The organism is Candidatus Accumulibacter necessarius (genome assembly GCF_036625085.1).
Window position 1 is genome coordinate 88,505 of record NZ_JAZKUM010000009.1, and the last position, 24,952, is coordinate 113,456.

A 24,952-nucleotide genomic window follows, 5' to 3' on the forward strand; every position below is an offset into this window, starting at 1 on the left:
GCCCTGACGTGATGCCGGCTCATGGAGGCGACTTCCGGCCCCATCCCTGCACCCGCGGGGATGGACCTGCGCCGGCCAGGTGCAGATAGGCAACAACGACGCTTCCCCACCGCCCACGGGGACGGAAAGCGTTCCTGCCGGTGTATCCTTGCCATCCGCGAGAGCCTGGACGTGCGCCAGGCTGTGCCAGGGGGAGCCTGTCGTGACAGAACCACAAGCCGTCATCTACGAAGACCCGGGGGCGATCAGCCCTTTCTGGCAACGCCTGCCCTGGTTCTTTCTATTCCCCTTCCAGACGGACGTGCTGATCAAGCTGCTGCTCCTGTCGCTGGTCACCCTGTTGGCCCCCATCGCTCCTTTGCCCTCGCCTCTGGATGCTCTGCTGGTCGGGGGCCTGGTCTGGCTGGCGGGACTACGGCAGGCTTTCGGCATCATGGAGGCGGTGTCGCAGGGTCGGCTTACCGCCAGAGAGCGGTCCACCTTCCAGCCGGGCCCCGAGAGGAAGAACCTGCCCTGGAATCTGCTCGCCATCTTCCTGACATGGGGCACCTTGATCGCTCTCGTCGGCGCCGTCAGCACCACCCTGCACTGGACGATGCTCGCTTTCTTCTACGTCGGACTGCCGGCCAGCGTCATGACCCTGTCAATCACCAACCGCTTGCGACAGGCGCTGGATCCGGTGCGATGGATTTTCCTCATGCGCCAGGTGGGCAAGCCCTATCTGCTGCTGCTGTTCTATCTGTTTCTGCTCAGCGGGGGCGCACCCTACGCCCAGCGCCTGCTCCTCCCCCGGCTCGCTGACTGGCTGATCTTGCCGGCCCTGACCTGGACGGTGCTTTACTTCACCGTGATCATGTTCGCCATGATGGGTTACGTCCTCTACCACTTTCATCAGGCGCTCGGGCTCAGGGTCCGGATCAGTTTCGCCCGCTCGGCAAGCAATCCCGCGGCCAGGCCAGCCATCGCCCAGGCTGACCCGATGGCCGAGGCGGTCGCGAGCAAGGTCGCCACAGGTGAGCTGGATGCGGCGATCGATATTGCCGATGAGCAGCGACGACAGTATCCGGAGGATCTGGCAATCCAGGAGCGCTACCAGGCGCTGTTGCTGGCAGCGGGCAGGACGGAACGTGCGCTGGCGCACGGCCAGGCTTATCTGAACCTATTGCTCCGCCTGGGACGGGCCGAGCAGGCCCTGGATCTGCTCAAGCGCCTGCGCGGCGTGGACGCGGCATTCTTGCCCGAACGGCCGGATGCGGTCCTGCCGCTGGCCGAGGCGGCCTTCCGCCGGCGGGATGCCAACACCACGGTCGCTCTGGTTCGTGGCTTTGACAAGCGACACCCGCGCCACCCGGATATCCCGAGCGTCTATTTCCTCTCTGCCCGCCTGATGAGCGAACTGCTGCGCCGGGATCCTACCGCGCTGACCATCCTGCGCGGGCTGCAGCACAAGTACCCCGAGCATCCGGTGACCGCTGCCGCCGCGCCCTATCTGGCCGCCCTGGAGAAACTGCAGCCCGGTCGCGGCTGACCGGCCAGGACGATTGCCAGCGATGGATCATTAGCGCGTGATCAGTCTCCCGCGCCTTGCAAGGGGACGGCGTTGCGTTGGCGGCAAGTCGCCGTATCGCAATTCCGGAATGCACGCTTTTCGAAGTCACCTAACGCAGCAGACCAGCCGCCATCTTTGCTTCGCTGGAACCTGGAAATCCCTTGTCCAGCATCGCCGCATACTCGTTGGCCTGCGCCCGCTTGTCGCGCCGCAGTTCGCCATGAATCAGCGCCAGCAACAAGCCCGGCAGGGCGTCGTGCGCTGGTGCGGCTTGCTGCAGCAGGCCGGCAAGGCGTGCCGCGTCGTCGATCCGGCCCATCCGCGCGAAGCGCTGACCCAGGCGGGCGCAAACGTCGGGCCCCAGGCGCGGCCGCGGCTTGGCGGTACGCCAGTAAGTGGCAAAGCAGCCGTGCACCAGCTCGTCAGTTTCGGCATCCGTTTCGCGCAGCGAGAGAATGCGCAGGGCGGCGCGGTGAAAATCCTCGTCCGCCGGTACCAGTTTGGCGAGGTTGAAGAATTTCGTCAGCGATTCCCGGTCAGCCGGACGCAGGACGACCAGACGGCCATACGCGGCGCGCGCAGCGTCAAGTTGCATCTTGCGCATCAGGGCTTCGGCCCTGGCCTTTTCGTCGTTGAAGCCATCGTCCCTGGCCGCTTCCGGCAGCTCGACCATCGTCACCTGATGACGCCACCGGTACCACGCGATCAGCAGCGCGCCGGTGACGAAGCCGCCGGCATGAGCCATGTAAGCCACGCCACCCTGACGGTCGAGCTGCTGCTGCAGGAATTCGTGGGCGATCCAGACCGGCAGGAGAATGATCGCTGGCGCCTTGACGTAATCGAAGTAGAGCAGGAACTGGTAGAAGAAGCGAATGCGCCGGCGGCCGTAGAGGCTCACGTACATGGCCATCAGGCCGGCGATCGCGCCCGAGGCGCCGATGCTTATGCCAAATGAGTTCCAACGGGCAGCCAGATCGGCCAGATCGGCGCCAATTCCGGCCAGGAGAAAGTAGGCCAGGTAGCGCCGCCGGCCGAGGGCCACTTCGACCGTATAGCCGAACAGGAAAAGGAACACCAAGTTGCCGATCAGATGAGCTGCCGAAACGTGCAGGAACGTCGCGGTCAGCGCGGTCACCGGTCGCCAGTCGGCGCGATTGGAGGACCAGCGATCCGTGAAACCGCTCCCCTTCACCTGGTCGAAGCGCGTCCGCTGTTCAAGCCACCGGGCGTATTCGACCTGATCGGGACGCACGATCCTGCCGGCATGATGGTCATCCACGGTGGATTGAGCCAGTCCGGCTTGCCGTTGAGAGGGAAAGCGAAGAACATCGGCCGATTATGCCACGGCGGTCAGACGCTCGGCGGCAGGGCGCAAGGGCGTCGCGAAGCGCCTTCGGGCTTGGCGACAGCCGGGATTGCAGTCCTCCGCGGGCGGGAGTTCACCCATTCCCGCCCACGCGGGGATCCAGTCCAGGGTCTGTTCTACAACGGGCCGAACGGTGGCTCCCCGCTTCCGCGGGGATGACGGCTGTCGCTTATCGGTATCTCCATCTCTGGCAATCGCTTTGGCTTGGCCGCCTTGCGCTGACTTTCGTTCGCCTCTGCCAGGCACCGCCGGGCATGGGTCGCGCAGTTGCCACATTCGCTGGTCACGCCCAGATCGCGCCGCAGGTCTTTCAAGTTGCGGGCGCCAGCCGCGGCGGCTTCGCGGATCTGGCGGTCGGTGACGGCCATGCAGACGCAGACATACAAGGAAGTTCTCCAGGAAAAGAGGAAATCGCAGAGCTGGTCAACGAGCGGGCGGTCACGCACCGGCGCTTTCAGTCGCCGCCTGCATCCATGTGTGCCTGCAGGTAGTTTGCCAGCGACAGGTCGTCAATCAGGCTGTGCTGCGTCTCCAGCCAGTCGATGGCCTCTTCGCAGTGTTCGATCAGGTCTTCCAGCAGATCACGGCTGACGTAGTCCTGGAGCTCTTCGCACAGCGCAATACTCTCGATCAGCAGCGGGCGCTGGAGCTCGCCCTCGTACTTGAGGTCGCACTGCAGACATTCGACGACGTTTTCGCCAATCAGCAACTTGCCAAGGCTCTGCAGGTTGGGCAGCCCCTCGAGAAAGAGGACGCGATCGATCAGTTTGTCGGCTTCCTTCATGACCCGGATGGACTGCTTGTAGCGGTAGTCGTTGAGCTTCTCCAGGCCCCAGTGGCGGAACAGGCGGGCGTGCAGGAAGTACTGGTTGATCGCCGTCAGTTCGTTTTTCAGCACCTTGTTCAGGGCGCCGATAATTCTCTTGTCACCTTTCATCGCTGCGCCTCTCTATGCCGGGTTGCCAGAGTCGATCTGGCTCTGTTGATAGTTCTTGAGGCCGACCAGCTCGATCAGGCGCAACTGCTTTTCGAGGTAATAAGCGTGGTCCATCTCGGTGTCTTCGAGTTGAATGGCGAGCATATCGCGGGTGACGTAATCCTGGGCCTTCTCGCAGGCGGCCATCGCCTTCTTCAGCTCGCCGACGACATGGTATTCGTAGTCGAGATCCGACTGGAGCATCTCAGGCACGGTCCTGCCGATCTTGAGTACGCTCCGCTTGCTCATGTCGGGCGTGCCTTCGAGAAAGAGAATCCGCTGGATGATCGCCAGGGCGTGCTGGCGCTCGTGTTCGGATTCGTGCAGCGCCTTTTCGGCCAGTCGGGTGAAGCCCCTGTCGGCATACATTTCGCCGTGGATGAGGTACTGATCGACGGCGGACAATTCCCCGGCCAGAAGGGCGTTCAGGATGTTGATGATTTTTTCGTCGCTCTTCATGAGGCTCTCCGAAAGCTGTTGAAAACAAGGATTGAAACCGCAAGGATTAACACCGAATGGCTGGCGGAGGAAACCATCAACCTGCCGGCAGCGTGCAGTCGAGCCATTGACCGTCATACCTGCCAGTCCCGTCCAATTGACAGCATACGCCGCGGCCAGTTCAACCTCATCGACCGGCCTTCCTGGCCACTGGCAGACGGCGGTCAACGCGTTTTCCCGCCACCATCTCGCTCAAAAGCCTTCCCACATCTTCTGCAGGCGTTTGCTCGACACCGGCACCGGCGTCCGCAGTTCCTGGGCGAACAGCTGGACGCGCAATTCCTCGAGCAGCCAGCGAAACTGCTCGAGTTGCGCGTCGCTGACGCCCTGCCTGGCAAGCACACTGGCACGGCGTTCGTAATGGGTCCATAGCGGCGCCAGCTCGGCCAGCAGGCGCGCATCACGCGCCGCGCCCAACGCACCGCCCGCTTTCAGCTTGTCGAGACGCAGCGCAATCGCCCGCAGATAGCGCGGATAGTGCTGCAGACGCTCGAAAGGCGTCTCGATGATGAAGCGCTGGTTGAGGAGCCGCGCCAGTTGCCCGTCGATGTCCTGCACCGTCGTGGCAAAGGCCTTGAAGGCCGGCAGCTTCTTCTGCAGTGCCTGCCAGTCGCTGAGGATCTGTCCGACCAGACGGCAGATCTCCTGCGCCAGCAGGCCGATCCGTGGCTTCGCCTCGAGGCAGCGCGTGCGAAAACCCGCGGCATCGGTCGGCCAGGGTTCGCCCAGGCAGGCGCGCGCGCAGCTCAGGTCGATCAACTGTCGCCGCAGTTCATCGAGCGTGCCGAGCGCCATGAACTGCATCGCCATCTGGTTGAGCCCGGGCAGGTTCTTCTCGAGATACTTGAGTTGTTCGCGGAACTGCAGCATGAACAGGCGCAGCAACCCCGCCCGGTGTGCCTGCTGCGCCTCGGCCGGCGTATCGTAGACGCGCAGCGAGACGCTGTCGCCGTCGTCGACCAGACCGGGGTAACCGAGCACCCGCTGGCCGCTACCGACGCTCACCTCCATCAGCTCGGGCAGTTCGTCGAAGGTCCAGTCGCGCATCCCCGCATACTCGCCCGGCGTTTCGTGCAGCTCCGAAAACTCGTGCTTGGCTTCGCGCCCCCACTCGGCGCGCAGTTCGTTCAGCTGGCGGCTCATCCCGAGCTGCCGCCCGTTCTCGTCAACCAGGCGAAAGTTGAACGACAGGTGCGCCGGCAAGGCATCCGGGCGAAAAGCGTCGGGGGTGATTTCCCAGCCGCGCGCGTTGAGTCCGCGCGACTGCAGAATGAAGTGGATCAGCGCCAGAACCAGCGGCTTGTCTGCCGGCGGCACCTGCGCCACGAACTCGGCGGCGAATTCTGGCACCGGCACCAGCTTGGCGCGCAGCCGCTGCGGCAGCGTCTTCACCAGTTGCCCCACCTTCTCCTTGAGCAGGCCGGGCACCAGCCACTCGCAGCGCGCGGCCGGAATCTGGTTCAACTGCGCCAGCGGCACGGTCAGCGTCACGCCATCGCGCGGACTGCCGGGCTCAAAGTGGTAGGCCAGCTCGTAATCGACCCCGGCGAGCCGCAGCTGATGCGGAAAGGCCTCGCTGGTCACGCCGGCGGCCTCGTGCCGCATCAGGTCTTCGCGCTGCAGGTAGAGCAGACGCGGCGTCTCGCGCTCGGCCTCGCGCCGCCACTTGTCGAAGGCTGCGCCGCTGTAGAGATCCGGCGGGATCAGACGGTCATAGAAGGCAAAAATCAGCTCGTCGTCGACCAGCACGTCGGGCCGGCGGGACTTGTGCTCGAGCGTTTCGATGTCGAGCATCAACTTTTGGTTGTGCGTGTAGAAACCCCAACGACGCTCGAACTCCTCGCTGACCTCGCCGCCGACCAGCGCCTGGCGGATGAAAATCTCGCGCGCCGCCGGCGGATTCAGCGGCCCGAAGTTCACACCCGCCGGCGGGCATCGACGACGATCCCATACAGGGTAATCCGCTCGAAAGCGATCGCCTGCATCGCCTTCTTTTCCCAGTGCGGGTCGAACCAGCTGCGCTTGAGGAGATGCGCGCCGACCCGTTCCAGCCACTCGGGCTCGATGCGCGCGACGCAGCGCGCGAACAGGCGCGTGGTCTCGCTGATCTCGGCGGCGACGATCCACTTGCCGGCCTTCTTCTGCAGCGCCGAGCCCGGATGGATCAGGAACTTGATGCCACGCGCGCCGAGATAATGCGCCGACTCTTCGGATTTGCAACCGAGGTTGCCGAGCAGCCCGGCGAGCAGCGCGCGATGGATGGCGTCGTAGGTCGCCGGCAAGGCGTTCTCCTGCCAATGGTGCTCGGCCGCCAGCGCGTGCAACTGACTGTGGATATCGCGCCACTCGCGCATGCGCAGCGCCGAGAGGAAATTCTCGTGGCACGCCTCGACCAGCTTGCGCTGGGACTTGCGGTGTTCGACCTCGGCCTGGTACCAGTCCCAGAGCCTGAGCCAGGAAAGAAACTCCGACTTCTCGTCGGCGAACTTGCGGTGCGCGGCGTCGGCCATCCCCTGCCGCTCCTGCGGCCGCTCGCGCGGGTCCTGCACGGACAATGCGGCGGCGATCACCAGCACCTCGCGCAGGCAGCCCTCGTCGCGCGCGGCAACGATCATCCGCCCGAGCCGCGGATCGAGCGGCATCTTCGCCAGTTCCTGGCCGGTCGGCGTCAGCGCATGTTCGGCCGTCACCGCACCGAGTTCGAGCAGCAACTGGTAACCGTCGCTGATCGCCTTGCGCGGCGGCGCCTCGAGGAAGGGAAAATCCTCGACGTCGCCCAGACGCAGCGCCTTCATGCGCAGGATCACGCCGGCCAGCGACGAGCGCACGATCTCCGGGTCGGCGTACGCCGGCCGCAGGGCGAAATCCTGCTCTTCGTAGAGGCGGATGCACACCCCCGCCGCCACCCGGCCGCAGCGCCCGGAACGCTGGTTGGCCGAAGCCTGGGCGATCTTCTCGATCTGCAACTGTTCGACCTTGTTGCGATACGAGTAACGCTTGACGCGCGCCAGCCCCGAATCGACGACGTAGCGGATTCCCGGCACGGTCAGCGAGGTCTCGGCGACATTGGTCGCCAGCACGATGCGGCGGCCGACATGCGGCTTGAAGATGCGGCTCTGCTCCTCGGCCGAAAGGCGGGCAAACAAGGGCAGGATCTCGGTGTGCGGCGGGTGATGCTTGCGCAGCGCTTCGGCCGCGTCACGGATCTCGCGCTCGCCAGGCAGGAAGACCAGCACGTCGCCCGGCCCGACGCGATGCAGCTCGTCGCAGGCGTCGGCAATCGCGTCGTAGAGATCGCGCTCGTCGTCCGGTGCGGCGCTGCTCGGCGCGTTCGCCACCGCTTCGCCTGGCGCCTTCTGCAACGGGCGATAACGCAGCTCGACCGGAAACAGCCGGCCCGAAACCTCGATCACCGGCGCGCCACCGAAGTGCTGCGAAAAGCGCTCGGCATCGATCGTCGCCGAAGTGATGATCAGCTTCAGGTCGCGCCGCTTCGGCAGCAGCTGCTTGAGATAGCCGAGCAGGAAGTCGATGTTCAGGCTGCGCTCGTGCGCCTCGTCGATGATCAGCGTGTCGTACTGTTCGAGCCAGGGGTCGCCCTGCGTCTCGGCGAGCAGGATGCCGTCGGTCATCAGCTTGACGAAGGCATCGGGCGAGCTGCGGTCGCTGAAACGGATCTTGTAGCCGACCAGCCGGCCGGGTTCGCTCTGCAGCTCCTGCGCGATGCGCGCCGCCGTCGCCCGCGCGGCGATCCGCCGCGGCTGCGTGTGGCCGATCAGGCCAGTCGTTCCGCGGCCGAGTTCGAGACAGATCTTCGGGATCTGCGTCGTCTTGCCCGAGCCGGTTTCGCCGCAGACGATGACCACGGGGTGCTTGGCGATCAGCGCCGCAATTTCGTCGCGGCGAGTGTTGACCGGCAGGTCGTCGGCAAACTCCGGTTTTGGCAGGCGCGCCCGGCGCGCCGCGACGGCCGCGCGCGATCTGCCGAGCAACTCGTCGCGCTGCGCCTGCAGCGCATCGCGCTTGCTGCCGAAAACGTGCCGCAGGTCGCGCGCCATCGACCGCAAACGGCGCTGATCGAGTGCCAGGCAGTCGGCGAAGGGGTCAGCCGGCAGGGATGGCATTCGCGCTTGCGGAGAAGGGGAGCGGACTGAGGATCATCGGTTGAAGAAAATGGGCGACAGGAGCCAGACCTGTGCGGCAAGGCTCCACGGTCGCGCCCGGTACACGGGTATCCGGGCGCCGCGGCACGCTAGGGTCGTAGCGTCGTAGGTTGGGTTAGGCCGCAGGCCGTAAGCCAACATCCCACGGAAAAAAGTCCGCTTACGCTGCGCCAACCCGACCTGCGAAGGTGGCCGCGCATGCCCGTGAAAAGTCACACCCGCGCATTCTACACCAGTGCGTCGAGCGGACTCCGAACCCCTCGCCCACCGCGGTTGAGCACGTGCGTGTAGATCATCGTCGTGGCCACATCCGAATGACCCAGCAGCTCCTGCACGGTGCGAATGTCGTAGCCGCTTTCGAGCAGACAAGTGGCGAACGAATGGCGCATGGTGTGCGGAGTGGCCGGCTTGCTGATGCCGGCGTGGCGTAGCGCGTTGCGCATTGTGCGCTGAATGCTTTGGGCCTCGACATGGTGTCGGCGTACCGCTCCGGAGCGTGGGTCGACCGATCGCCTGGCGGCGACGAAGACATACTGCCACGCCCATTCGCATGCGGCATGCGGATACTTTCTCGCCAGCGCCCACGGCAGGTAGACTTCGCCGCAACCTGCGGCAAGGTCTTCATCGTGCAGCGCCTTCACCCTTGCCAGATGACTTTTCAGCGGGGCGGCCAGCGTATTGGGCAACATCGTCACCCTGTCCTTGAAACCCTTCCCCTCGCGCACGAGGATTTCGCCGCGCGCAAAGTCGACATCCTTCACCCGCAAGCGCAGACACTCCATGATGCGCATGCCGGTACCGTAGAGCAGCCGCAGGATCAGCCCGGCGGTGCCCTCGATCAGCACCAGCAGGCGCTGGACTTCGTCAGGCGTGAGAACGACCGGCAAGCGCTTCGAAGCCTTCGCCGATTCAACGTCATCCAGCCACGGCAGCTCAGTCTCCAGCACCTCCTTGTAGAGGAAAAGCAAGGCGCTCTTCGCCTGGTTCTGAGTCGATGCCGAAACACGCCCGGCGACCGCAAGGTGAGTAAGAAACGCCTCGACCTCGTGCGCCCCCATTTCACAAGGGTGCCGCTTGTTGTGAAAGAGGATGAAGCGTCGTACCCAGCCGCAATAGGCCTGCTCCGTGCGTATGCTATAGTGCTTGAAACGGATGCGGTCGCTGAGTTGATCGAGCAGCCGCCGGGGCGGTGGCGGAGCCGAGAGGGCATTGACGCAATTGCCGGAAATTTTAGTGGACGGGTCCATGGCGAACCTCACTGATCTGTCTGAGAATTTTCCGCTTGCTGTACATGCATACAGTATACTGACGCAAAGCTTTGCGTCAAGTAGGATTGCTACATCACGTTAGGCCACACAAGGAAGCACCGTGTATCAAGGTAGCCCAACCGGAGGAATTGAGTTCTACAAGCTCTTGTACGAAAGTCCTGAGTTCTGTGCAGAACTTGGTCAAGTCACCTTAGCATCAGGTCAGCTTGAGGCAGAATTAATACGACTACTTTTGCGCAAGGCTGTGCCCAATGCCGTGGAAGGCCTTACTCTAGGAAAACTCGTAAAGATCGCAGCAAAGCATAACGCCATCGGCCAGAACGAAATCACCTGGTTAAATGAGCTCTGCAAGCAGCGCAACTACCTGACGCACAACATCTATGCGTTGTTCATCGAACTGATCGAAGAAACACGACTAGAGCGCAGCAACCTCCTCGACTCGGACGTACATACATATATTGAACGCGCATGGCAACTCAAGGAAAATCTGATCCACCTAGCAGAGATAGTCAGAGATGCGTAAGCAGTGTGGCGCGGATTAACATTTGAAGTGCAACACCCTGCCTCCGCTCCCCAGCCTAACCGGTTGGTCAAGCCGACGCCAACCCGTGCCGGGTTGGTGCCCTCCACTCGCTTCGCTCCTTCCGGCGCGGCTTACCGCCGGCGTTAGCGCCCAATGAAAACTACTGAGCGAGTCTCAAACGAACGGAAAAATCTAAATCGCCTTACGGGCGAATTTTTGGTGGCGTCAAGACTTGCACAACGCGGCTACATGGTGAGTTTGCAATGGGGAAATGCAATTAGTTACGACATTCTTGCCTTTGATAAATGCGGAAACGTGGCATTCATTGAAGTTAAGTCAACTGCTTCTTATCCGCGCCGGTGGGTCCTTCAAAGCAAATACGCTCATCCTAGGGAAGACGCGATCCCACTCGAAAGGCGGTTTGTGTGCTGTGTCGATCTGTCGAGCAACGAGGTTGAGCCTTGCATTCACGTTTTTCCAGCATCAGTTGTTGCTCAAGGATTGCATTACTATTTCAATAGCAAATTTCCTAACAGCACGAGCTACCATTTATCTTTGGACTTTAAGCCGCAGGGAAAGTCAAAACAGCAGGACGTTCAAACCGTAGCGGAGTTTATCAATGCACCAATGTACCTCGAACAATTCGCAAACCTTGGGCTTATTGCAGTGCTGGACTAAGGTCGCTAACCCGGCAGTCCACCGGAACTGCGCAAAAAGCCGCGCAGGCCGGTGACTTCTACTACAAGGGCTTCCCCACTTTACGCAAGCGGTTTGAAGCTTTTGTCTTGGCTTTTTTCCTCAAAGCCATACTGCATGGGCGAACCGCGGGGGTGGCGCTCGTGCGAGGTTGGATGCGACGGTTTTCCGCATCCAACCTCGCAGACCCAGCGGCGACACGCGTTCTTAGCTCTGCTTCATTTCCTTGACCTCGTTCCTTACCCGTACTGCCCTGATGCTTGATGCAAGAAGATGGCGGACTGCGAAACTACAACCGGTCATGTTGGGCATGTCGCCCGGACCCTGATGAAAGACGCGCGCCGGGGCCTCCATCGTTAGTCGGGAATGATTTCTCCCCGTGAAGTGATCAGGCTCTCCCGGCGCGGGTCCAACCCGCTTCACATCAACGCATGCAGTGCATCGGTGATTCCTGGCCACCGCTCCCGCGATGGCGCCTGTGTTCCTTTCATATTCTTCCTTTGCTGCCGCATTTCTCTGCACTTCAGGCCGTGCTCGGCTTCAGCCGGAACTCCTCGCCGAACTTCAGCACCGCCCAGGCCAGCCGCGCATTCTTCGCGGCAATCGCTACCACTGCCTTCCAGTAGCCGCGTCGTTCGACCAGAGCCCGCGCCCAGCGACTGAACCGGTCCTGTTTGTCTCCCAGGCCGCAGAGCACGGCACGCGCCCCCATCACCAGCAGGCTGCGCAGGTGGCGGTCGCCCGCCTTGGTGATCCGTCCCAGGCGGGCCGTCCCGCCGCTGCTGTATTGGCCGGGGGTGAGGCCGATCCACGCCGCCACCTGGCGACCGTTCTTGAAATCGTGACCACTGCCGATGCTGGCGAGCATCGCGCTGGCGGTATTGGGGCCGATGCCGGGCAGTTGCATCAGGCGCTCGCTGCGCGCATCCTCGCGCGCGGCCTTGGCAATGATCCGGTCGTAGTCCGCGATCCGGACTTCCAGGGCGTCGGCGTGGGCCAGCAAATCGCCGACGCACTGATTAACATAGCCGGGCAGGTCTTCCAGGCGCAGGATGATGTCGCGGCGCAGGTTGGCGACCTTTTGCGGCAGCACGATACCGAATTCGCTGATGAGGCCGCGCAGACGGTTATAGGTGGCGGTGCGTTCTTCGACGAACCCCTGCCGGGTGCGGTGCAGGCTCAGGATGATCTGCTGGTGTTCTTCCTTGACCGGGACGAAGCGCATGTGGGGCCGGGTGACGGCTTCGCAGATGGCGGCGGCGTCCGCCGCATCGTTCTTGCCGCGCTTGCCGGACATGCGGTAGGGACTGACGAACTTGGGCGCCATCAGCTTCACGGTGTGGCCATGCTGCCGAAACAGCCGCGCCCAGTGGTGCGCGCCGGAGCAGGCTTCCATGCCGATCACGCACGGCGGCAACTGGGCCACCAGTTCCAGCAGTTTGTCGCGGGCAACCTTGGGCTTGACCAGCGCGGCCTTGCCGTTATCATTAACCCCATGGACGGCGAAGACGTTCTTGGCCAGATCGATTCCAACTGTGATAATGCTCATGGACTTCCCCTTTCGTGGTTTTGATGTGATTGCGAATTCCCATCATGGCACTCGTTGCCGTTCGTGGCTTCCGCCGCAGCCTCGGAACGGGGAAGTCCCTTTCATTCGTTAGCCCTCATACCCACTTGCCATGCGCTACCAAGGTCGTATCACCACATGGACGGATGACAAAGGCTTCGGCTTCATCACACCCAATGGTGGTGGGGAAAAAGTCTTCGTACACATCAGTTCCTTTTCCAATCGCCAGCGTCGACCGAAAGGAAACGAACTCGTAACCTACGAACTCAAAATAGACGGTAAGGGCCGAGCGCAGGCGAATACCGTTGCGTTTGTCGGTGAAACGCCCACTCCGTCGGCCCCGCCCGGTCGCAGCAACATCCCCCCGCTATTTGCCGTTTGCTTTCTAGCATTTGTTGTTGGGGCAGTTATCGCCGGTCGCCTCCCGGTTGTCGTTCTTGCGCTCTACCTTGTTGCAAGTCTCGTGGCCTTCTTCGCTTACGCCTTCGACAAGTCAGCCGCCTTAAGAAATCAATGGCGAACACAAGAAAGCACGTTGCACTTATTCGCTCTTCTCGGTGGGTGGCCCGGCGCCTTGGCGGCACAGCGGCTGCTTCGGCACAAGTCGGCGAAGGCTTCCTTTCAAGCCACCTTTTGGGTCACCGTTGTGCTCAACTGCGGAGCACTCGGCTGGTTGTTTTCGCCCTCTGGCGCAAGAACGCTTCAGTCTGTACTGGGTGCCGCGTGAGGGCTAACCATCGCTTCGAGGGGACGGCCTGCAAGCTGGGCTTGCAGGTACGCTCCGCCCATCGGGCTCCGGCCGCCCCTCAAGCCAAATGTTAAGCCACACAACACACACCTATGCTCACACTTTCCGAAAATCTGAAGCTCGAACGTTGCCCACACTGTGGCACCGCCAATCCGAATCTTCATCGCAAGCATCATCTTCAGACTCATGACCACACTGGTGGACGCCCACTCATTTGGGCCATCTACGTTTGTGGCACTTGCGGCAGCGTTGTTTCCGCTTGTGCAGCCAATCACAATCAACCAGTCCAAGACTTCTACCCCAAGTTCGAGTCGGTTGATCTTGAGATTCCAGAGCGTCCCCGTGCATACTTAAAACAAGCTTCAGAAAGCATGCATGCCCCAGCAGGGGCAGTCATGCTTGCGGCAAGCGCAGTGGATTCCATGTTGAAAGTGAAGGGCTACGCGGAAGGAAGCCTCTATGCACGAATCGATAAGGCAGCCGCTGACCATGTGATTACAAGCGATATGGCAGCATGGGCTCATGCTGTCAGGCTAGATGCAAACGATCAGCGCCACGCAGATGAAGCAGCTAGCCTACCCACTGTGCAAGACGCTCAACGTGTATTGTCTTTCGCCGCCACGCTTGCGCAGATCATGTTTGTTCTTCCTTCACGTGTATCACGGGGGCTGCAAGGTGAGGCTTAACCCGGCGCTCAACCTCGCTCCCTTCGGTCGCTGGACGCTGCGCGATAAAGCCGCGCAGCGCCGGTTAGCTCTACGTTAGCACTCTCAAGCGATCGCACTCAATATGCATAGATATCTGACCATCTGCCTTCTCTGTCTCTCAATCGCCCCCCGACTATCGCTGGCCGCCGAGTCGGCCAATGCCGCAACTATTGCCGGGCGATGGAGCGACTCAGAAAGCCGGTCGGGGGAAGAATTTACGTTCTATAGCACAGGCAGTTTTGCGCTGACATATCAGCGCAAAGACTTACCTGTAACGAAACGCCTTGACGGAGCGTACCAACTCGCTAATGACGTTTGTAGCGCAGGGGACGCCAAGGGCAATTTGTGGGTCGTGGCCGGCTCCACACGCTGTTGCTACAAAGCGTATTTTCTGGCCGACACCTTAGTTCTTGACGCCATTGGAAATTCTATAGATACCATTGGCGGTACATGTAAGGCACGCACCCTAAAGAAGAACATTTCCAAGAAGGGGGCCTAGGTTGAGCAAACGAAAGCCATACGAACAACGGACCGACCTTGAACGGATCGAATCTCAGTGGAGAAAGATGAGCGGTCTCCACACTCGCGCGGAGTGGTCTGCTGCTGTCATTAGGGCCGCGACCGCGGCAGAGATTGCGGCAAATCTTGCCATTCGCTGCGAGTTTTCTGCGCGAAGTCAATTCGACGCGAAGCTAGTGGATAGCTTCCTGAAATGGGCGAACGGGCTCGACGGGAAGATCAGAAAACTGCTGCTCCCACTTCTTGAGGGGCAAGCGCATCATGCCACAGTTAGCAAACTCTGCAAGTTGGCGACGAGCGTCAATGACAAACGCAACGCTATTGCCCACCGTGGTGAATTTTGCGATGAGACCGAAGCAACGAATGTCATTGCCAAGGCAAAGGACTTCGTGCTTTGCCTAGTACAGATCTATGAACCCAATTTCGCTCTTAACGGCGAGTGCTAACAATCCGGTCCACCGGCCCGTTGAGCAGAAAGAACTTAAAGGGACCAGGGTCGAATTAGATGCAAATCAATAGCCTAACTCTGCGCTCCAAGGGACGCTGCGCGATAAAGCCGCGCAGCGTCCCTGACCTTGAACGTTGGGCGTCACCCATTAATAGCCGAGTAACGTATGTCTGCCACATTTGACTTCCTCAAAGCTGACTTCACCGGCACGCTCTTTCCATTGAAGACGAATCTTCTCGTCGCGGAAAAGCATGAAAAAGAGGTCTCCGAGTACATCTATCAAAAGATCCTCGATGAGAAACAGGCAGCAGACAACTTCTTGCCTCAGCAGCGTGTTTACTCAACAAAGCCACGCGGCCACCTTCGACGCACTGTCAAACTCGATCCCGTCGTTGAGTATTTTCTCTATGACATTACCTACCGCAACAGGGCAATCTTTCGACCTGAGGTAAGTAACGCCAGAAGAAGCTTCGGCTATCGATTCATGGGGGGCGGACATATATCGGTCCACAACGCATACAAAGCATACAAGCTGTGTTTGGCTGAGAGTAATGGAAAGTTCAAGCACAACTTGCAGTTCGATATCGCCTCGTATTTCAACTGCCTGTATCACCATGACATCTCCCATTGGTTTGCCGCGAGACCGGGGGTATCTGAGGTCGATAGCAATGCGCTGGGAAAATGCCTCCGGGAAATCAACGCCGGGAGGAGTGTTGATTTCCTCCCGCATGGCATCTACCCGACTAAAATGATTGGTAATGAGTTTCTCAAGGTCGTTGATCTATCTGCGCAATTGAAGTCATCTGTTCTGGTCAGATTCATGGACGACTTCACCTTATTCGACGATGACCCTGATGTTCTAAGGCAAGACTTCTTGCGGATACAGCAGTTGTTGGGGCAGTTTGGATTAAACGTCAACCCCAGCAAGACCTATTACAACAAGAGCATCGGCGACGTCGAAGAAACGCTTTCAGCGTTACATGAATCTCTTATCGAAATCGCGGACGAGATTCATGAGGTACATGGCGCATCAGGTGTGGATTTTGTGCTTGTTGAGAATGAAGTGGCGTCAAACCTCACCGAGGACCAAGTTAATGCCTTGCTTGGCCTTCTAAGGGACGATGCACTTGAGGAAGCAGATGCTGATCTAATCCTTGGCTTCCTTCGCTCTCACAGCGACAGCATTCTCGAACACCTTCCCGTTCTTCTCCGTAAGTTTCCCAACCTAACCAAGCATATTCATTCTGTCTGTTCCACCGTATCGGAGAAAGCTGAACTAGCTGCGGTGCTTCTGGAACATCTAACAAAAGAAACCTTCTTCCTGGAATATCAACTCTTCTGGTTAGCGTGCATTGTGGAGGATCACCTTATTGGGCATGGATGCTACGGCGATGTTCTGATGCGAATATTTGAGCTAACACAGGACTTCAAGATTGCCAGAGCCAAGGTACTAGAAATACCTGAGCAAGGGTTCGGCTTTAAAGAAATCCGCGACGAGTTTCTCAAGACAGGACAGTCAGACTGGTTGTCATGGACATCTGCAATGGGAACCAGATCTCTTAAGGCAGCAGAACGAAATTACGTACTCGACTACTTTTCGAAGGGTTCTCCACTCAATTACTTAATCGCTGGCTGTGCTAAGAAATTCTAGGCCGTTTGCAATGACGCCCAACCCATCATTCCACCGGCCGCTGCGCGATGAAGCCGCGCAGCGCCGGTGAATTCAAACGTTAGGGTTTTCATCAAGGATAGTTGATGGCCAATCGAACTCCAGAACAAGACCTCATCAATGAGTTTGTTACTCATCTTGAGCAGCACGCCGACGACACCGTAAAAATTGATTCCGTTATCAACACGAACTGCAAATCCAAGAAGTTCGCCGATATTGAATTTAAGTCCAAAACAGACCTGCACTGGGTTATTGAGGCAAAAAGCGACGACTCAAAGGATAAGCACAACACGGTGCATAAGATATTCGGAGAGTTGCTCAAGGAAACTGGCAGAACCAATCGATCCAACTGTCGCCACGCGATTCTGATCCCCGAATCAGCGGTGAAATTTTATAGCCGCGCGTTTCAGTCGATAGATCGTGAGAAATTTCTTGGCTTCGGCAAACTCATCCCAATCGATACCGTATTCACGAGCAACGCAACTGGCGTGGGGCAGCTCACATGGGAAGCACTATATGACGCACACAAACCCTAACCTGGCGCTCAACCTCGCTCCCTTCGGTCGATGGACGCTGCGCGATAAAGCCGCGCAGCGCCGGTTAGCTCTGCGTTCGGCGTCAGCCTAGCCCGTGATTCATCTTCACTACTCGTCCTTGGCTTTACTTGCCACCCGGCCCAATGTGCTCCCGAGCGTGATCTTAGGTGCGATGCTCGTCGGTTGCACGAGCGTTCCACCTGCAAGGTTGTCCGAGTGTCCGCACGCAGGTACAGCGCGTTACAATTCCATACCGATTGCGTCTCGCGATGAGCATGAGCAGGCCCGACGCTTCTTGCCGTCGCGTCCGGAATACTGTGCTGTGTACGTCGTGCGCGAGAGCGACCTCTGGACAGATCGAAGAGCAAGGAGGGTCGATGTCGTCCTAACCCTGACTGGTTCCCCGATTCCCCGCCTCCCAGCGAATCCTGCGATGCTCCCATCGGTTTTCGGTAATCAAGTCTTGGAAATTCACGACAATGTGTACGCAATGTGGGAGATGGCTCCTGGGGATTATCTTTTGCATGCAATCTCCATTGCGGGATACGGCGGCATATATTTGGATCAGGCGCAAAGGAATGCTGGGCCAGGCATGGGTGTATCTCGGGTGTTGACGTGTGCTTCGGGCAGCGTGCTGTTCTTTGCCGTAGGAGATGTCGGCTTCCGGCACACTCTTGTGCTAAAGGACTTGGATCCGGATAGCGGGATGGAGTATGTCCGGAACGGCCTCCGGTCGCGTGGGATAAATGCTGGCCGTCCGGGGTATCGTGACTGCGACCTGAAGTGGGAACCTACGTAAGGTGCTACCTGAAAACCGATTCGTGATTCCGCTCCTGATCGCAGTGACGCCGAACCATGCCTTGCACCGGACGCTCAACCAGCGGCGCTTCGCTTGCTGGTTTCGCACCGGTGAAGGCAGACGTTAGCTGTTCGCAAGATCATCACAGAAGGTGGCGAAAAATGAATAACTTGATTGTCAGGGAAGCACCGACGTTACCCTCACTTCCCGCAGCAGTTCTACCTGCGATTGAGCAGCTTGTTGAGTCACTGGGAATTCCGAGAAATGCCTTAGCAAGCGCCGAGGAAATTGAATATGCGTGGCGCGATCTTCCTCGGGAACTTCGCGAAATCCCCGAGAGGCTTCGAGGCGAGTTAATCGCACGTATGTGCGTTGCTGTGAGCACAGGTTTGTTTGATGGAGCAATGAATTACATATGGAATGCTGCCATCCTTCACCTTCGGGATAAAATCCGAGTATTTGGTTTGCCTGTTGTCGCACAAATAAGACAAAACGATTTCGAAGAAAAGCATTTACTCGAACTTCAAGACAGCAGACTGCTTGAGCTATGTTTGAAGCTCAATATAATTGACGAGGATGGATTCTTTTTTCTTGATCAATGCCGAGATGTCAGAAACAATTTCTCTGCGGCACATCCCACTCTGGGAAAGGTTAACGACAGGGAATTTACTGCTTTTCTAAATCGTTGTGTCCGGTATGCTCTTGCTGACTCCGCTTCGCCCAAGGGCGTTGATATTGGCGCCTTTATTTCTGCTATCAAAGGGCCGCGTTTTAACAGCAGCCAATGTGGCATCTGGATTCAGAGGTTGACAGAAACTCATAGCGCTCAGCGTCAAATGCTTATAACCATGACGCATGGAATATATTGTGATCCTAATACTCCAGAGCAGGCACGTCTAAATTCGCTTGATATCTGTAGCGGATTAATCAGCAGCTTTACAGCTTCCATGCGCTCAGAATTAATAAATAGCCACACTGAATATGTAGCAAAAGGCTATCAAGACAAACATGCCGCGTCACTGCAATTCTTCGAAAAGCTAGGTTTGTTTGGGTTGTTAAACGAATCCGAGCAACATCATATTTTCTCCCGGGCCGTCGAAAGGTTGTGGAACGTTCATAACGGAATGAATAATTTTTATAACGAGCCGGCGTTTGCTGAACGTTTGCTTGAATTATCAATGCAAGGCGCAGTGCCTGAAACCGTACAAGAAGAATATGTTCAAACTATTGGATGTTGTCGGGTTGGTAACGGATATGGTGTCTCTAATGCAGCCGTAAAGTACTACGATCAAATGGTTCAGAACTTCTCTCCAAGGGAAATATCCACTTTAATTCAGTCTGCGGGTGCCAACAATAATCCATTGGGGCGTCGCGTGTTGGCTGGTGGCTCTTACCGTAGCAACTTCAAGATATTGCTCAGCGTTATTGATCCTGCCAGTGTTCCAAATGTCGTTAGTGGCGCATATGCGCAACTCATGCGCTAAATACGGCTAACAATCATATGCACTCGGGCAGCAAAAAGCGCCGCTCGTTCCTCGCTATGCTTTTTGCTGCCGGTGATGTTAAACGTTAGCCGTCACACGTCACCATCGACGCTAGACTACCCGCCGTGAAGACAGATGCGTTTCTCAGCCACTCACACGACGACTCAGCGTGGGTTGAGGCGCTCGCCAGACGACTAGAGGACCAGCGTGCGTTGAAAGTCTGGCTGGATCGGTGGGTGCTTGTCCCCGGTCACAGTTGGCAGCAGGCTATGGTTCGCGGCCTGGACGAGGCAAGTAGCTGTGCCATTTTTCTTGGGGCGAAAACCCCGGATGGTTGGTTTCAGCAAGAGATTGAGCGCGCTCTAGACCTGCAGACCCGGAAGCCAGAACTGCGCGTAATCCCAGTCCTCTTGCCCGACGCCGACCCGTCCAAAGTGCCGGCCTTTGTATCACTGAAGACTTGGGCAGACTTTCGCAATGGCCAGGATCAGGACTATGCGTTTCATGTGCTCTGTCAAGGTATCAAAGGCGAGCCGATTGGCCGCTGGCCCCCAAGTCAGTCCGCTTCCGCGGAAGACAACCTTGCAAAGTACGAAGCCAGAATTCGAGAGTTAGCGAGATTCAGAACACTGGGGGTCCACGAGGAAGTAATTGTTGAATACGAAAGACGAATCCTCGACTTATGGTTTACTGACGGAAGAGCTCCATGATGGCTAATACAAAGGGCCTGAAGGTCTTCCTGAGCTACCCTGCAGATGAGCGAGCGAGTGCGCGACGCCTCCAACAGATGTTGGCGTCGACAGACGTCGACATTTGGTTTGACGAGCAATCGCTTGTCCCGGGGTCATCTTGGGACAGCGCCATATCATCCGCGATCGACTCAGCCGACGTTGTCCTCTATCTGCTGGGTAGTGCCCCCGCGAGCAAGTCCCAGACACTGGAGTTGCGCCGTGCGCTTGCGCGCAACCGGCACTCGTCTGGCCCGAAAGTGATCCCTGTCTTTCTGCCTGGGTCTTCGCCGGAGGATCTGCCGTTAGCACTTAGAACTGTTCAGGGCATCGATCTTCGCGAGGGATCGAGCGCGCATGTTCAAGCCAGCCGCTTGGCGGCCGCGCTCTCGGAGGATGATCGCACCGGTGATCTCGCCGAACCCGAAGAAGTGGGGGATAGGCTTCGGGTAGGCGGCGATCCCGACGGTGCGATTCCTTGGTACGAGAAAGCCTTGAAGGTGGCGGAGGCCAACCTTGGCGCTCGACACCCCTCCGTGGCTCAACTACACCGCAAGCTCGGTGCGGTCCTGGTCGATGTCGCCCGCTTAGAAGAAGCGGAGGCCCGCTTTCGGCAGGCATTGGAGGTCGACACAGAAGTGTTTGGCCCTGCTGACTCGATCGTCGCGGCCGACCGCACGAATCTTGCCACTGTGGCCATGCGAACCGGTCGCGTCGAAGAAGCCCTTGATCTGTTGCAGAGCACCGTTGCGATGTTCAGACGGGACTCTCCCGTGGCGCTGGCCGCAATGAGCAACATGTCCGCGGCGCTTGGACGGCTTGGCCGTTCTTCTGAGGCCAGCGAGTTGGCGCACACCGTCTACGAGACTCGACTGCGGACACTTGGACCTGATCACCCGGAGTCTCTCAGCTCGGCGAACAACTACGCGGCAACTCTAAGCGACCTAGGCCGATTCGAAGAGGCAACCCGGGTTCTCGAGCGTACGCTTGAGGGCCGCGAACGGGTTCTCGGGCCCAATCACCCGAGCACTTTGTCGACACTAAGCAATCTCGCGACGTTGTACACGGAGCAAGGACGCTTGTTGGACGCGCGACACCTACAGGAGCGCGTCTTTGAGTCGCTCTTATCACTTTACGGCCCCCATCACGGCGAAGTAGCTCAAGCTGCCAACAATCTCGCTATGACGCATGCCCGTAGCGGGGACTACATGCGGGCCCGTGAGCTACTAGAACTTGCGCGCACCAGAGTGCGCGGATCCCCCTCAGACGGGCCAGAAATTGCAGCGGCTACCGCGAACCTTGGAGCGGTCCTTCACGCATTGGGTGATGAGGATCAAGCGATGCAGCTCTTCGAAGAGGCGCTCCAGACCTACACCAGGCTCTTTGGTGCTGAGCATTCAACAACCAAACGAGTTGCCGCAGCCATTGAATCGCTTGGCAGTTCGAGCGCGCGGGGTGACGGCTAATCGGGTAAGGGCCGGCGTCTAACCGGCCCTCCCCACACCACCCGGCATGCGGGTCCGCACCGGGCGGTTCATGAACAGGGCGCACACGACGTTCTCAAGCGTACCCGTGAGCCTTCATCCAAAGATTCGGGATACTCACCAGACCTTGTGCCCTCAACCAATCGTTCGTCATCCCGACTTGCGTCGCCTTTGACCGAGACAGGTGCCAGTAGCTCTTGCCGCTGACTACCGTCAGGATCGCCGTCCGCCGGTTGACCCCCAGCGCCTAAAGCTAAAGGGGCCAGGCTCGATTTAACTGGCAGAACCTGCTATCCTCAACGACATGCCCCGTCGCCCCCGCATTCATCTCCCAGGTCTTCCCCTGCACGTCGTTCAGCGGGGACATAACCGCGACGCCTGCTTCTTCGCTGAGGACGACTTCCTTGCCTACCGCGAATGGCTGGGCAAGGCTTGCAAAGCCACCGGCTGCGCGCTGCACGCCTACGTCCAGATGACCAACCACGTGCACCTCTTGCTGTCTCCCCCGGAATCCGAGGCTGTCTCCCGGCTGATGATTTCGCTGGGTCGGCGCTATGTGCAGTACATCAACAAGACGTACCGTCGCACCGGCACCTTGTGGGACAGCCGCTACAAGTCTTCTCTGGTGCAGGCCGATGCCTATCTACTTCTTTGTCAGCGCTATATCGAACTCAATCCCGTGCGCGCAGCGATGGTCGATGACCCCGCGCATTATCGCTGGAGCAGTTATCGGGCGAACGGACTGGGGCAACCTGACTCATTGCTGACTCCGCATGCGGTGTATTCCAGTCTGGGGGCAAACGAGGCTGACCGGCTGGCGAACTATCGGTCCTTGTTCCGCCCCGAGCTGGATAACGACGCAATCAGCGACATCCGCATGGCCCTGGATCAGGGGCAGCCGCTCGGGGATGCGCGGTTTATCGACAGTATCGAACGGGCCACTGGACAGCGGCGCGAAATTCGCCCGCGGGGTCGGCCACGGAAGGCAATGCTTGAGGAAATGGGGCCACAGGACCAGATGTCACTTGATGTGTGAGCCAGGCCCCTTTTTCTTTTTCTTTCATCTTTCCTTCTTCCAATCAAGCCCTTCCCCAAACAAACTTCCTTCGGGGCGTCGTGCAAGGCTGGCTGGGCAAGATCACGCCGATCCCCAGCTCCCCCGGTCGGGTTCGTTGTCGGGTTCGAGTAACTCACGGCTCCTCCTTGTCTGTTCATGTTCGGCCCTTCGCGTTGCCTTTCGGTGCAGCTACTATGGCCTCTGCTGATTCCTGATCAGTCACGCCGACGATTGCTCGCCGTCGCGCTACGGCCTTCGCTTCGCTCACTGCCTGTTCGCTCGTCTGCGGCCGGCAGCCTGCCGCAACGCCCGGATCATTCTGTTGAGCAGCGATCCCCACTACTTTTGCGAAACGTCGGCAATCGCTTGCCGATCAGGTCTCCCCAGGCAAGAACGCGATGTTTCCGTGCGCAAGGGCTGCATTTACCTTGTCCGCCGTATCCGGTGGGCTTCGTCTGGGGTGCCAACTCGCCCGCAGAACAGGCCTTCTATGCAGTTTCTGTCCGTCACCTCGCACTTTTGCGCTCCGGCTGGCAGCCGCTCACAGCGCTCGCGTCGTTCAAGCGGGCAGGCGCGTGCGCCTGCAAACCCCGCGTTCACCCTTCAGACAAGTCCTCGCGACCTTGCCCGTGCCTTCGGCTAGTGGTTATCATGGCTTCATCATGAAGTCACGTCGGTACTCCCACAGAGGACTTCCACCCCATCACATCGCGCCCATGCTGGGCGCACACGCGGCGTTCGAGCCGCCTTGCCTTCGGCAAGCGGCTCCACGCGAACGCTATACCGAAGAGCCAGTAGCATCATGAAAATCATCCTACTTGGAAACGCTGGAGCGGGTAAAAGCACCCTGTCCAGGAAACGGATCGCCAAGCATCCCACCGCCCGGTTGTCGCTGGACGAAGTCGCGTTTCAAGATGGTACGGAGAGACGCCCCCTCCAAGACACCATTCAGGATGTTAATCGTCAGTAGTAGAAGTAAAAAGCCACCCCCACCCGCTGCGCGGGTAGCCGCTGAATTGAGAAGGGCCGCTTGCTGCGGCCCTTCGTGCGTTTGGCTCAGCCTATAACCTGCCGATGACCTCTCGCAAAGAGCGCAGATCGTTGGCGGACAGCGCGCCCATGGTGCGCACGACGAGCCCCTGATCGATGGTTGTGAACACGGGTTTCAGTACCGAAGGCTTGATCAGTCCGGCCACCTGCCAGTCGGCGACGAGCGCCTCGCCGAAGCCCAGCGGCTGGCGCACTTGGCTGGTGATCGCCATGATGTGAGATCGCGCCGGCCGGCGTGATAGCCGCTTCTGGACACGATGACCGCGGGCCGCTTCTTCGCCCCCGACTGGTCGGTGAACGGAAACGGCACCAACACCACATCGCCGAAGGAGTGCGCCATCGTCACAGCCGATCGTACGCGGCGTCTTCGTCGTTGTTCCACACCGCCGAAAAACTCGCCTCGCTGGCACGGGCGGCGGCCTGCGTGAGGCGTTGGTCATCCTCGCGCGTGCGCAGGAAATCGACGAAGTCCTCGACCTCCGCCAGTCGCTGCGGCGGCAACTGCCTGATCTTCTCGATCAACACCTGTTCGGTAGCGCTCATCGTTCTGCTCCTGTCGGTTGGGTTCAGCGGCTGCCGACCTGGGCGAGCACGCCGTCGAGCATCTGCATCACCACGCGCTGCTGCGCCTTGGGCAGGCGGGCAAGACGCTCCACCTGTTGCTGTAGCTTCGGCGCTCTCAAATCGCGGCCTAATGCGGCCAGTAGAAGTGGGCGTTCTTGCGGTTTCGGACGGGTTAGTTCTTACGCTGTTTCTTGGTTTTTAGCAAACCGGGAGACTGGCGTCCGGAAGGATGTCCAGGGGACCGTGGAATAGCGAACTCACCACACCCACTGGCGAGAGAATTACGCAAACCTACGACGACAACGGCAACCTCGCCAGCCGCACCGACTTCAACGGCAGGCTCACGACCTACACCTACGAACTCAGTCGCAACCTCGAGACCAGACGGGTCGAAGCCTCCGGCCAAGCCGAAGCCCGGACCATCAGCAGGGGAGGCAAAAGGGGCCAGGGTCGATTAAGGGCCCAACTTTTCATTCAACCTGGACTTGCGCGATATAACCGCGCCAGCCGGTTAAATCAGTCGTTGGGCCTGTTGATAAGTAAGTATGGCTAT

General features: G+C 59.2%; 20 protein-coding genes and 1 pseudogene. 12 read left to right on the forward strand and 9 right to left on the reverse strand.

The genetic code is table 11. From position 1 onward, the window contains the following. Window positions 1-202 precede the first annotated feature (202 nt). Entirely contained in the window at window positions 203-1,528 is a 1,326-nt protein-coding gene (locus V5B44_RS21480; protein WP_332361095.1) for a hypothetical protein, read from the forward strand. A 130-nt stretch (window positions 1,529-1,658) separates the two neighbouring features. Here the strand turns inward: V5B44_RS21480 and V5B44_RS21485 are convergent, their stop codons facing one another. The 6 genes and pseudogenes from V5B44_RS21485 to V5B44_RS21510 form a co-directional block, all read right to left on the reverse strand. Further along, window positions 1,659-2,828, reverse strand: coding sequence for a rhomboid family intramembrane serine protease (locus V5B44_RS21485; protein WP_332361096.1), 1,170 nt, complete (start codon window positions 2,826-2,828; stop codon window positions 1,659-1,661). Between the two features lie 203 nt (window positions 2,829-3,031). Continuing rightward, on the reverse strand, window positions 3,032-3,361 hold the full coding sequence (locus V5B44_RS21490) for a (2Fe-2S)-binding protein (RefSeq protein WP_434735506.1): 330 nt from the start codon (window positions 3,359-3,361) through the stop codon (window positions 3,032-3,034). Window positions 3,362-3,369: 8 nt separating this feature from the next. Beyond that, the gene (gene bfr, locus V5B44_RS21495; protein WP_332361097.1) at window positions 3,370-3,852 is read right to left on the reverse strand and encodes a bacterioferritin; all 483 of its coding nucleotides are present in this window, start codon (window positions 3,850-3,852) and stop codon (window positions 3,370-3,372) included. Between the two features lie 12 nt (window positions 3,853-3,864). After that, the gene (gene bfr, locus V5B44_RS21500; RefSeq protein WP_332361098.1) at window positions 3,865-4,350 is read right to left on the reverse strand and encodes a bacterioferritin; all 486 of its coding nucleotides are present in this window, start codon (window positions 4,348-4,350) and stop codon (window positions 3,865-3,867) included. A gap of 231 nt (window positions 4,351-4,581) precedes the next feature. Continuing rightward, a pseudogene (gene hrpA, locus V5B44_RS21505) lies at window positions 4,582-8,513 on the reverse strand (ATP-dependent RNA helicase HrpA). Between the two features lie 266 nt (window positions 8,514-8,779). After that, window positions 8,780-9,799: an integron integrase gene (locus V5B44_RS21510; RefSeq protein ID WP_332361099.1), complete on the reverse strand. Its 1,020-nt coding sequence runs from the start codon at window positions 9,797-9,799 to the stop codon at window positions 8,780-8,782. A gap of 121 nt (window positions 9,800-9,920) precedes the next feature. Between V5B44_RS21510 and V5B44_RS21515 the strand changes: the two genes are divergently transcribed. Together V5B44_RS21515 and V5B44_RS21520 are read left to right on the forward strand one after the other, a co-directional pair. Then, window positions 9,921-10,343 (forward strand): hypothetical protein, encoded by a 423-nt coding sequence (locus tag V5B44_RS21515; RefSeq protein WP_332361100.1) that lies wholly within the window; start codon window positions 9,921-9,923, stop codon window positions 10,341-10,343. 153 nt (window positions 10,344-10,496) lie between these two features. Then, complete coding sequence (locus tag V5B44_RS21520; protein WP_332361101.1) at window positions 10,497-11,021, forward strand: hypothetical protein; 525 nt, start codon at window positions 10,497-10,499, stop codon at window positions 11,019-11,021. Between the two features lie 541 nt (window positions 11,022-11,562). On the opposite strand, the gene V5B44_RS21525 is transcribed toward V5B44_RS21520, so the two are convergent. Further along, window positions 11,563-12,588, reverse strand: a complete 1,026-nt coding sequence (locus V5B44_RS21525) for an IS110 family transposase (RefSeq protein WP_332361102.1) — start codon at window positions 12,586-12,588, stop codon at window positions 11,563-11,565. A 130-nt stretch (window positions 12,589-12,718) separates the two neighbouring features. Here V5B44_RS21525 and V5B44_RS21530 point away from each other — a divergent pair, with 130 nt between their 5' ends. The 9 genes from V5B44_RS21530 (at window position 12,719) to V5B44_RS21570 (ending at window position 22,764) form a co-directional block, all read left to right on the forward strand. Next, window positions 12,719-13,333: a cold shock and DUF1294 domain-containing protein gene (locus V5B44_RS21530; RefSeq protein WP_332361103.1), complete on the forward strand. Its 615-nt coding sequence runs from the start codon at window positions 12,719-12,721 to the stop codon at window positions 13,331-13,333. 113 nt (window positions 13,334-13,446) lie between these two features. Continuing rightward, window positions 13,447-14,040, forward strand: a complete 594-nt coding sequence (locus tag V5B44_RS21535) for a DUF4145 domain-containing protein (RefSeq protein WP_332361104.1) — start codon at window positions 13,447-13,449, stop codon at window positions 14,038-14,040. A 587-nt stretch (window positions 14,041-14,627) separates the two neighbouring features. Next, window positions 14,628-15,026: a hypothetical protein gene (locus V5B44_RS21540; RefSeq protein ID WP_332361105.1), complete on the forward strand. Its 399-nt coding sequence runs from the start codon at window positions 14,628-14,630 to the stop codon at window positions 15,024-15,026. A gap of 168 nt (window positions 15,027-15,194) precedes the next feature. Beyond that, window positions 15,195-16,679 carry an antiviral reverse transcriptase Drt5 gene (drt5, locus tag V5B44_RS21545; protein WP_332361106.1) on the forward strand — a complete coding sequence of 495 codons (1,485 nt, stop codon included), beginning with the start codon at window positions 15,195-15,197 and terminating at the stop codon, window positions 16,677-16,679. Between the two features lie 104 nt (window positions 16,680-16,783). Then, complete coding sequence (locus V5B44_RS21550; RefSeq protein WP_332361107.1) at window positions 16,784-17,233, forward strand: hypothetical protein; 450 nt, start codon at window positions 16,784-16,786, stop codon at window positions 17,231-17,233. Window positions 17,234-18,193: 960 nt separating this feature from the next. Beyond that, window positions 18,194-19,516 (forward strand): hypothetical protein, encoded by a 1,323-nt coding sequence (locus V5B44_RS21555; protein WP_332361108.1) that lies wholly within the window; start codon window positions 18,194-18,196, stop codon window positions 19,514-19,516. Between the two features lie 125 nt (window positions 19,517-19,641). Next, window positions 19,642-20,226 carry a toll/interleukin-1 receptor domain-containing protein gene (locus tag V5B44_RS21560; protein ID WP_332361109.1) on the forward strand — a complete coding sequence of 195 codons (585 nt, stop codon included), beginning with the start codon at window positions 19,642-19,644 and terminating at the stop codon, window positions 20,224-20,226. After that, window positions 20,223-21,710 carry a tetratricopeptide repeat protein gene (locus V5B44_RS21565; protein WP_332361110.1) on the forward strand — a complete coding sequence of 496 codons (1,488 nt, stop codon included), beginning with the start codon at window positions 20,223-20,225 and terminating at the stop codon, window positions 21,708-21,710. The genes V5B44_RS21560 and V5B44_RS21565 overlap by 4 nt, the downstream gene beginning before the upstream one ends. A 322-nt stretch (window positions 21,711-22,032) precedes the next feature. Then, window positions 22,033-22,764, forward strand: coding sequence for a transposase (locus V5B44_RS21570; RefSeq protein WP_332361111.1), 732 nt, complete (start codon window positions 22,033-22,035; stop codon window positions 22,762-22,764). 1,082 nt (window positions 22,765-23,846) lie between these two features. Here V5B44_RS21570 and V5B44_RS21575 read toward each other — a convergent pair. Both V5B44_RS21575 and V5B44_RS21580 read right to left on the reverse strand, forming a co-directional pair. Then, the gene (locus V5B44_RS21575) at window positions 23,847-24,047 is read right to left on the reverse strand and encodes a toxin-antitoxin system, toxin component, MazF family protein (protein ID WP_332361112.1); all 201 of its coding nucleotides are present in this window, start codon (window positions 24,045-24,047) and stop codon (window positions 23,847-23,849) included. A 130-nt stretch (window positions 24,048-24,177) separates the two neighbouring features. Further along, entirely contained in the window at window positions 24,178-24,378 is a 201-nt protein-coding gene (locus tag V5B44_RS21580; protein ID WP_332361113.1) for a toxin-antitoxin system, antitoxin component, Xre family protein, read from the reverse strand. Window positions 24,379-24,952 lie beyond the last annotated feature (574 nt).

Excerpts from the sequence above, each read along its gene's own strand:
- V5B44_RS21535 (WP_332361104.1), top strand. The coding sequence starts at position 13,447 with ATGCTCACACTTTCCGAAAATCTGAAGCTCGAACGTTGCCCACACTGT.
- V5B44_RS21550 (WP_332361107.1), top strand. The coding sequence starts at position 16,784 with ATGGCCAATCGAACTCCAGAACAAGACCTCATCAATGAGTTTGTTACT.
- bfr (WP_332361098.1), bottom strand. The coding sequence starts at position 4,350 with ATGAAGAGCGACGAAAAAATCATCAACATCCTGAACGCCCTTCTGGCC.
- V5B44_RS21510 (WP_332361099.1), bottom strand. The coding sequence starts at position 9,799 with ATGGACCCGTCCACTAAAATTTCCGGCAATTGCGTCAATGCCCTCTCG.
- V5B44_RS21520 (WP_332361101.1), top strand. The coding sequence starts at position 10,497 with ATGAAAACTACTGAGCGAGTCTCAAACGAACGGAAAAATCTAAATCGC.
- drt5 (WP_332361106.1), top strand. The coding sequence starts at position 15,195 with ATGTCTGCCACATTTGACTTCCTCAAAGCTGACTTCACCGGCACGCTC.
- V5B44_RS21565 (WP_332361110.1), top strand. The coding sequence starts at position 20,223 with ATGATGGCTAATACAAAGGGCCTGAAGGTCTTCCTGAGCTACCCTGCA.
- V5B44_RS21570 (WP_332361111.1), top strand. The coding sequence starts at position 22,033 with ATGCCCCGTCGCCCCCGCATTCATCTCCCAGGTCTTCCCCTGCACGTC.
- V5B44_RS21530 (WP_332361103.1), top strand. The coding sequence starts at position 12,719 with ATGCGCTACCAAGGTCGTATCACCACATGGACGGATGACAAAGGCTTC.
- V5B44_RS21540 (WP_332361105.1), top strand. The coding sequence starts at position 14,628 with ATGAGCGGTCTCCACACTCGCGCGGAGTGGTCTGCTGCTGTCATTAGG.
- V5B44_RS21555 (WP_332361108.1), top strand. The coding sequence starts at position 18,194 with ATGAATAACTTGATTGTCAGGGAAGCACCGACGTTACCCTCACTTCCC.
- V5B44_RS21580 (WP_332361113.1), bottom strand. The coding sequence starts at position 24,378 with ATGAGCGCTACCGAACAGGTGTTGATCGAGAAGATCAGGCAGTTGCCG.
- V5B44_RS21525 (WP_332361102.1), bottom strand. The coding sequence starts at position 12,588 with ATGAGCATTATCACAGTTGGAATCGATCTGGCCAAGAACGTCTTCGCC.
- V5B44_RS21575 (WP_332361112.1), bottom strand. The coding sequence starts at position 24,047 with ATGGCGATCACCAGCCAAGTGCGCCAGCCGCTGGGCTTCGGCGAGGCG.
- bfr (WP_332361097.1), bottom strand. The coding sequence starts at position 3,852 with ATGAAAGGTGACAAGAGAATTATCGGCGCCCTGAACAAGGTGCTGAAA.